The following is a 286-nucleotide window of genomic DNA, read 5'->3' as shown; positions in this document are numbered from 1 at the left end:
TGTGCCCTACACACCGGGTGCCAACGTCGCGGGCATGGAGAAGTTGGGGCTTACGCGCATCGACGACTACCTGAATCAGGTGGAAGACGATTACACGTCGTCTGATGACGAGGCGGATAGCGAGCGTATCTCGGGTGTCGTGGATACGGCGCTCTCTGAACTGAAGGGGCGCGCAGTCCACACCGAATTCGGTGAGGGCGAGATCGTGCGGTGCGGTACTGCCGCGAAACACGTGACAGTGCGGCTCAGTAACGGATTCACGGTGAAGGCCCGTAAGTCTTCAACG

The 286-nt window shown here is 59.8% G+C and carries 1 protein-coding gene; it reads left to right on the top strand.

Going from position 1 to position 286, the window contains the following annotated elements; all coding sequences use genetic code 11:
- Positions 1-286, top strand: a 286-nt coding sequence (locus tag AC1RPW_RS08390) for a hypothetical protein (protein WP_481769507.1), incomplete at both ends; no start/stop codon positions are given.

It is taken from the genome of Dellaglioa sp. CoH-55-MRSF-8, from assembly GCF_056782195.1.
The sequence above is the reverse complement of the archived record's forward strand: the minus strand, read 5'-3'. Positions and strand labels throughout refer to the sequence as shown.